General features: G+C 63.2%; 6 protein-coding genes and 1 tRNA gene. 5 read left to right on the top strand and 2 right to left on the bottom strand.

The window, feature by feature from the left end:
- The first annotated feature begins 14 nt into the window (after nt 1-14).
- The 4 genes from AC3WOS_RS14135 to AC3WOS_RS14120 all read left to right on the top strand — a co-directional run bounded on the left by AC3WOS_RS14135 (nt 15) and on the right by AC3WOS_RS14120 (nt 3,917).
- On the top strand, nt 15-794 hold the full coding sequence (locus tag AC3WOS_RS14135; protein ID WP_492716656.1) for a spermine/spermidine synthase domain-containing protein: 780 nt from the start codon (nt 15-17) through the stop codon (nt 792-794).
- A gap of 48 nt (nt 795-842) precedes the next feature.
- A complete protein-coding gene (tfpB, locus tag AC3WOS_RS14130) occupies nt 843-2,645 on the top strand; it encodes a type IV pilus assembly ATPase TfpB (protein WP_492716655.1) in 1,803 nt (600 codons plus the stop codon).
- A gap of 86 nt (nt 2,646-2,731) precedes the next feature.
- A tRNA-Lys gene (locus tag AC3WOS_RS14125) sits at nt 2,732-2,807 on the top strand.
- Nucleotides 2,808-2,942: 135 nt separating this feature from the next.
- A complete protein-coding gene (locus tag AC3WOS_RS14120; protein ID WP_492716652.1) occupies nt 2,943-3,917 on the top strand; it encodes a Fic family protein in 975 nt (324 codons plus the stop codon).
- A gap of 75 nt (nt 3,918-3,992) precedes the next feature.
- Here the strand turns inward: AC3WOS_RS14120 and AC3WOS_RS14115 are convergent, their stop codons facing one another.
- Both AC3WOS_RS14115 and AC3WOS_RS14110 read right to left on the bottom strand, forming a co-directional pair.
- Nucleotides 3,993-4,106 (bottom strand): BrnA antitoxin family protein, encoded by a 114-nt coding sequence (locus AC3WOS_RS14115; protein ID WP_492716651.1) that lies wholly within the window; start codon nt 4,104-4,106, stop codon nt 3,993-3,995.
- Entirely contained in the window at nt 4,103-5,218 is a 1,116-nt protein-coding gene (locus AC3WOS_RS14110; RefSeq protein ID WP_492716649.1) for a trypsin-like serine protease, read from the bottom strand. Before AC3WOS_RS14110 ends, AC3WOS_RS14115 begins: the two co-directional genes overlap by 4 nt.
- Nucleotides 5,219-5,493: 275 nt before the next feature.
- Here AC3WOS_RS14110 and AC3WOS_RS14105 point away from each other — a divergent pair, with 275 nt between their 5' ends.
- Nucleotides 5,494-6,276, top strand: coding sequence for a substrate-binding periplasmic protein (locus tag AC3WOS_RS14105; RefSeq protein ID WP_492716647.1), 783 nt, complete (start codon nt 5,494-5,496; stop codon nt 6,274-6,276).
- Nucleotides 6,277-6,391 lie beyond the last annotated feature (115 nt).

Raw genomic sequence — 6,391 nt, 5'->3', positions numbered from 1 at the left:
GCCCCACCCGCCCCATGCTGATCAAACGAAAATCCATCGAAAAAGAAGAATCCTCCCGTCCGGCCCGCAAGGTCAGATACGCGCCGGTCACCCTGTCGGAGCAGGATGGCGTGCGTTATCTGCATTTCGGCACGGAATGGGTGCAGGGCGCCATGCGCATCCGCAAGCCGGACTGGCCGGAACTGGAATACGCCCAGCAGATGATGAGCTGGATGCTGTGGCTGGACCAGCCGCGCGCCATCGCCCAGCTGGGCCTGGGCACGGGCGCCCTCACTAAATATTGTTACAAACAGTTTCCGGAAGCCCAGGTGACGGCCATCGAGCTGAACCCGTCCGTGATCGCCATCTGCGCCTCCATGTTCAAGCTGCCGCCCAACGACGCCCGACTGGCCGTGCTGGAAATGGACGCGCTCGACTTCGTGCACGACGAGCAGCGCCACGGCACGCTCGACGCGCTGCAGGTCGACCTGTACGACGCCACGGCCAAGGGCCCGGTGCTCGACACGGCCGAGTTCTACCAGGCCTGCTGCGCCTGCCTCAACGAGCAGGGCATCATGACGGTCAACCTGTTTGGCGACCACCCCAGTTACGCGCGCAACGTGAAAGCGATGAAGTTCGCCTTTGAGCAAGTGGTTTGCCTGCCGGAAGTCCATGATGGTAACGTGGTGGCGATCGCCTTCAAGCGCAAACGCCCCATCGACCTGGCCGCGCTGGGCGAGCGCGCCGCCGCCATCGTGGCGGCCACCAAGCTGCCGGCCAAGTCCTGGGTCAAGGGCCTGGCGGCAGCGCAGTAAACCGCACCCGCGCGGCTCCGGCCGCGCCTTTTGAAAGTGGCCGTGACGATGTCTGCAATTTCCGCAACCTCCGCTGCGCCTGCCGCCAGGACCCTGGACCTGCAGCAGATCTACACCTGGCTGCTGGCCGATGGCATGGTGGCCAAGGCCGACGTCAAGGCCAACTACGCCCAGGCCCAGGGCATCCTGAAAAACACCGCCGGCGCCATGCACCCGCTGTGCGCGGTAGCCCACTGCAAGCTGCTGTCGGCCACGGCGCCGCACAAGCTGCTGACGCTGGACCTGCTGACGGAATGGCTGGCGCGGCGCGTGTCGCTGCCCTTCATCCGCATCGACCCGCTCAAGATCGACTTCACCAAGGTGGCCGACGTGATGTCGGCCAGCTATGCGGCCCGCTTCAACATCCTGCCCGTGGAGCTGACGCCCGACACCCTGGTGGTGGCCACAGCCGACCCGTTCGCACTCGAGTGGGAACCGGAGATCGCCAAGATATCGCGCCGCATGATACGGCGCGTGATCGCCAACCCGCTCGACATCACCCAGTACATCTCGCAATTCTTCACGCTGGCCAAGTCGATCAAGAAGGCCAACAAGTCCAACGGCCAGGACCTGGCGCTGCGCAACAACTTCGAGCAGCTGGTCGAGCTGGGCAAGCTGAACAAACAGGTCGACGCCAACGACCAGCACGTGATCAACATCGTCGACTGGCTGTGGCAGTACGCCTTCGAACAGCGCGCCTCCGACATCCACCTGGAACCGAAGCGCGACCTGGGCACGATACGATTCCGCATCGACGGCGTGCTGCACCAGGTGTACCAGGTGCCGGCCGTGGTGATGATCGCCATGACGGCCCGCGTCAAGCTGCTGGGCCGCATGGACGTGATTGAAAAGCGCCGGCCCCAGGATGGCCGCATCAAGACCCGCACCGCCGGCGGCCAGGAAATCGAGCTGCGCCTGTCGACCCTGCCCACGGCCTTCGGCGAAAAGCTGGTGATGCGTATCTTCGACCCGGAAGTGGTGGTCAAGACCCTGCCCGAACTGGGCTTCCCGCCCGACGACGCGGCCCGCTGGGACGCGCTGACGAGCCGGCCGCACGGCATCATCCTCGTCACCGGCCCCACCGGCTCGGGCAAGACCACCACGCTGTACACCACGCTCAAGGCGCTGGCCACGTCGGAAGTGAACGTATGCACGGTGGAAGACCCGATCGAGATGGTGGAAGCGTCGTTCAACCAGATGCAGGTCCAGCCCGGCATCGACCTGTCGTTCGCCGACGGCGTGCGGGCCCTGATGCGGCAGGACCCGGACATCATCATGGTGGGCGAGATCCGCGACCTGGCCACGGCCGAAATGGCGATCCAGGCGGCGCTGACAGGCCACCTGGTACTGTCCACGCTGCACACCAACGACGCGCCGTCGGCCGTGATGCGGCTCTTGGAACTGGGCGTACCCTACTACCTGCTGGAGGCGACGCTGATCGGCATCATGGCCCAGCGCCTGGTGCGCACCCTGTGCCCGGACTGCAAATCGCCCGACGGCGAGCTGGGCGATGAATTGTGGAACAGCATAGGCGGCGCCTGGAACCTGCCCAAGCCGGCCACCATCTACCGCCCCGTCGGCTGTCCCGAATGCCGCCAGACGGGCTACCGGGGCCGCACCGGCCTGTACGAATTGCTGACGGTGACGGAAGCGTTCAGCCATCTGGTACGGGAGGAGACGGACTTGCATCAGCTGCGGCGCCAGAGCGTGGCCGACGGCATGAAGCCGCTGCGCATCGCCGGCGCCATGAAGATCCAGGAAGGCGTGACCAGCGCCGAGGAAGTGCTGAAGGTGACGGCCGCGTTGAGCTGACCGTCGGGCGGCGCCGTCCGCCGTTTCATTGAGCGCAGAAAACACTTTGCAGTTTGCGGCCGGCTGTATATAATACGGCCTCTTTCGGGTCGTTAGCTCAGCTGGTAGAGCAGCGGACTTTTAATCCGTTGGTCGCAGGTTCGAATCCCGCACGGCCTACCACGAATACAGTAGTACAGATCAGGCTTACCCGCTTCGGCGCGTAAGCCTTTTTTGCGTCCGTAGCGCGATAGCGCTGTGCGCTTCCGTTGATGGTAAGAGCCTATAATTGACTCGACCCACCTGGCTTACGAACGTATGCTGACGCCTTGCGACTATAACGAGATCCATCCGAAGTATCCGGACCGACTCGTCCGGTTGGGGGAGCTGCGCGCAAAATACCTGGCCCACCTTATTTCCCTGGTCTCCAATCCGATGACGCCCGCATTCTTCGATCTCTCGAAAGTCTTTCCGCAAACGGACGACCTGCCGACATTGCTCGATCAGCTCGACGACCTCAAGAATTGCCTCGACAGTTTCCGCCCCCTGAACCCGGCCCAGCTCAGCAATCTGCAAGGCGCATGGGACATCGAGTACACCTACGAGTCCAACAGGATCGAAGGAAACACGCTGACCTTGCAGGAAACCGGGCTGGTCATCCGCGAAGGTATCACGATAGGCGGCAAACGGCTCAACGAGCATCTCGAAGCGATCAACCACAAAGAAGCGATCGACTACATACGCGGGCTCGCCAGCGGGCAGTCCGAGCTGAGCGCGTACACGCTCAATGCCATACACACACTCATCTTGCGCGGGATCGACCAGGAAAACGCCGGCAAATACCGTGCGGTGCCAGTCACGATCGCGGGCGCCAGGCACGTTCCGCCGCAGCCATTTCTCGTCCCCAAGCTCATGGAGGACCTCTTCGTTTTTTACGATGACCAGAAGAGCATCCTTCATCCGGTCCAGCTTGCGGCGGAAGTGCACGCACGCCTCGTCACGATCCATCCGTATGTGGACGGAAACGGCCGCACGTCCCGCCTGCTAATGAACCTCATCCTGCTCCAGCACGGCTATCCGATAGCGAACATTTCGGCCGATCAGCGCATCGCGTATTACAACGCGCTTGAAAAGGCCCAGGTCGGCGGCGACACATCCGATTTCCACCACCTCGTCGCGCGAACCGAAAAAGCCTCTCTGTTCAAGTACCTGGAGATGGTTTCGGGGAACGTCGGTGACGACGCGGCAGGCAAGGGGCTCTACTTCTTCGAGCGGATCAAGGACTACCTGTAGCAGGAACTGGCAGGACCGCGCTCCATCCTCCCGCGCGCCTTCACAATCGGATCAAGCTGGATGCACAGCGGTCGCTCATTGCGACTTGAGCCACGCCTTCAGCACGTCATTCATGCGCGTCTGCCAGCCGCTTCCCATCGCCTTGAACGCGGCCAATACTTCCGCATCGAAGCGGATGGTGGTGTTCACCTTGTTGCCGCTGCCGGCTGCCGGCGGCGGCGCGCCATCGCGCCCACCAGCAGCAGACCTGCCACCATCATGGCGTAGGTTTCAGGTTCCGGCACGGCCGTCACCTGATTGATCCAGCCGATATGGGAATAGGTTGCCGTGGACCCGGACAGGTCGCCGAAGCTCGACGAATTCTGGTCGCTGGAATCGCAGTCGCCCAGGCTGAAGAACGAGCAGGCGCTGCTGCCCTGCCAGCCCCACGAGTGCACGCCCGACAGCAGCCATTCCGTACCGCTCCACACGAAGTCGCCGCCGCCCGAATCGCCGCCGGCGATCAGCGCTTCCTTGAGGCCATGGCCCAGGCCGCTGCTCCAGGCGTTGCCCGTCACGCCGGCGATACGGCCCAGCGTGTTCTTGTCGGCCGTGCCGTCATCGTAGTCGCTCATGTAGGTGGTGCCGGGCCGGTAGAAATTGGGGTCGTAGCCCCAGCCCGTGTATTGGTCGCCCACCTTGTTGAAGGTGTTGCTGTCGACGTCGAAGGTGTTGTAACCGTAATGGCCGTAGCGGTGGTCGCCCCAGTCGGGATCCTGGTCCGAGCCGGCCACGGTGGTGGTGCCGTAACCGGCCATCAGGAAGTCCTTGCCGACGTCGTTGGTGTGGCTCAAATGGTAACCGTTGATGTCCGTCACGGCGCGGTTGAGCTTGAGGAGAGCGACGTCGGCGCCGCTGTCGAGCGAATTGCGCGCGCCATGCCACTGAGGATGGACGAAGGCATCGCTGACAGCCACCGTACGCGATTCCTTCGCCTTGCCATCGGCCCAGCCGAAGTCCACTTTCATGGTGCGGAAATCGTCGGCGCAATGGGCCGCCGTCAGCACATACATGCCGCCGGCCAGCAGCGAGCCGGAACAGGCCCAGTTGCCCTCCGCATTGCTGAAGCTCAGGCGGGCTACGCCGTCCAGCGCGCCAGCCACGCCATTGAAGGTCTGGCCCGGCAGGAAGCGCCAGTCCGATGGCGCTGACGTATTGCCCGTCAGCGGGGTCAGGTAGGACGAGTTGTTCGCTTGCGCGCCCGTGGCAAACAGCAGCGCGGCCAGTACGCCGGCCAGTTGTAGGGTTTTGGACTGAATCACTGTATGACCTCTGTTAATCGATTTATAGGTTGAAGAGAGTGCATCCCTGTTGTGTTCCACCGGCAAGCCACCACCGCAGTGCATCCCGGGCGACCAGCCAATGTGTGGCAACAAATATAACATTGCTGTTTAAAAAATACTTATGTTTTGCAATTTATATCAAGGCCGGCCATTCAAACGCCGCGAAACCCTCGGGCGCGCTTTGGGAGTACACTTGCTCGCAGACAGCACTGTCTTGGGCTGATGCTGCCCTCACCTTCACTGACCTGGCCGCCATGACGACGCGCTTGCGCTTGCTGATTTTGTTGCTGCCACTGCTGTGTGGCGCTTTGCCGGCCGGCGCGACCGGCAGCGTGATTTTGCGCGTGGCCGCCCAGGAGGGGACGGAACCGAAATTCATCGCCAGGGGCGGGACTGTGGTGGGCCTGTGCGTCGATATCCTGCGGGCCATCGAGAAACAGGAGCCCGGCCTGACCTTCACGGGCGACCAGCACTGGATGCCGCTGGTGCGAGTGTTCACCGAACTTGCCGGGGGCGAACAGGACGCGGCCTGCGGCGTACAACATACGCCTGACCGCGAAGGCAAGTTCACCTTTCTGGAGCCGGCACTGTTCCGCAACGACTACATGCTGCTGGCGCGCGCCGACGACCCCGTCGCCGTCAACAGCTGGGACGATGTGAGGCAACTGGGGCCGCGAACTGTGGTGCTGGCCAACCGCGGTTTTGCCAGCGTACAGGTGCTGGAAGCGGCGGGCGGGCTGCACGTGGATGCCCGCTCGGCCAATCCGGCCATGAACCTCAACAAACTGATCGCCGGACGGGCCCGGCTGTTCCTGCACCGCACGCCAGGACTGCAAGCGTTCCTGAACCGGAACGGGGCAACCGACAAGGTGCGGATTTTGCCTGTGGTGTTGGCCAGCGCACCCGTTTACCTGGTGCTGGGCAAACACGTGGCTTCCGACACGGTCGCCCGCGTCCAGCACGCGCTGACCCAGCTGGACAAGACGGGCGAACTGGAACGCTTGCTGCGCCGCTGGGACGGACCGGTGCCCCCTTGAGGCAGGCGCCCGCCTGCTTGCCGGACGGTGCGCCGGCTGCCCCGCACGAACGTGCTGAAACTTGATTGACAGCAACGCAAGATTTGGCCACTATCTGCGCTTACCTGACTTTCAC

It is taken from the genome of Rugamonas sp. FW305-51 (assembly GCF_058786935.1).
Note: the sequence above shows the minus strand (reverse complement) of the source record. Positions and strands in the feature narration are given on the sequence as shown.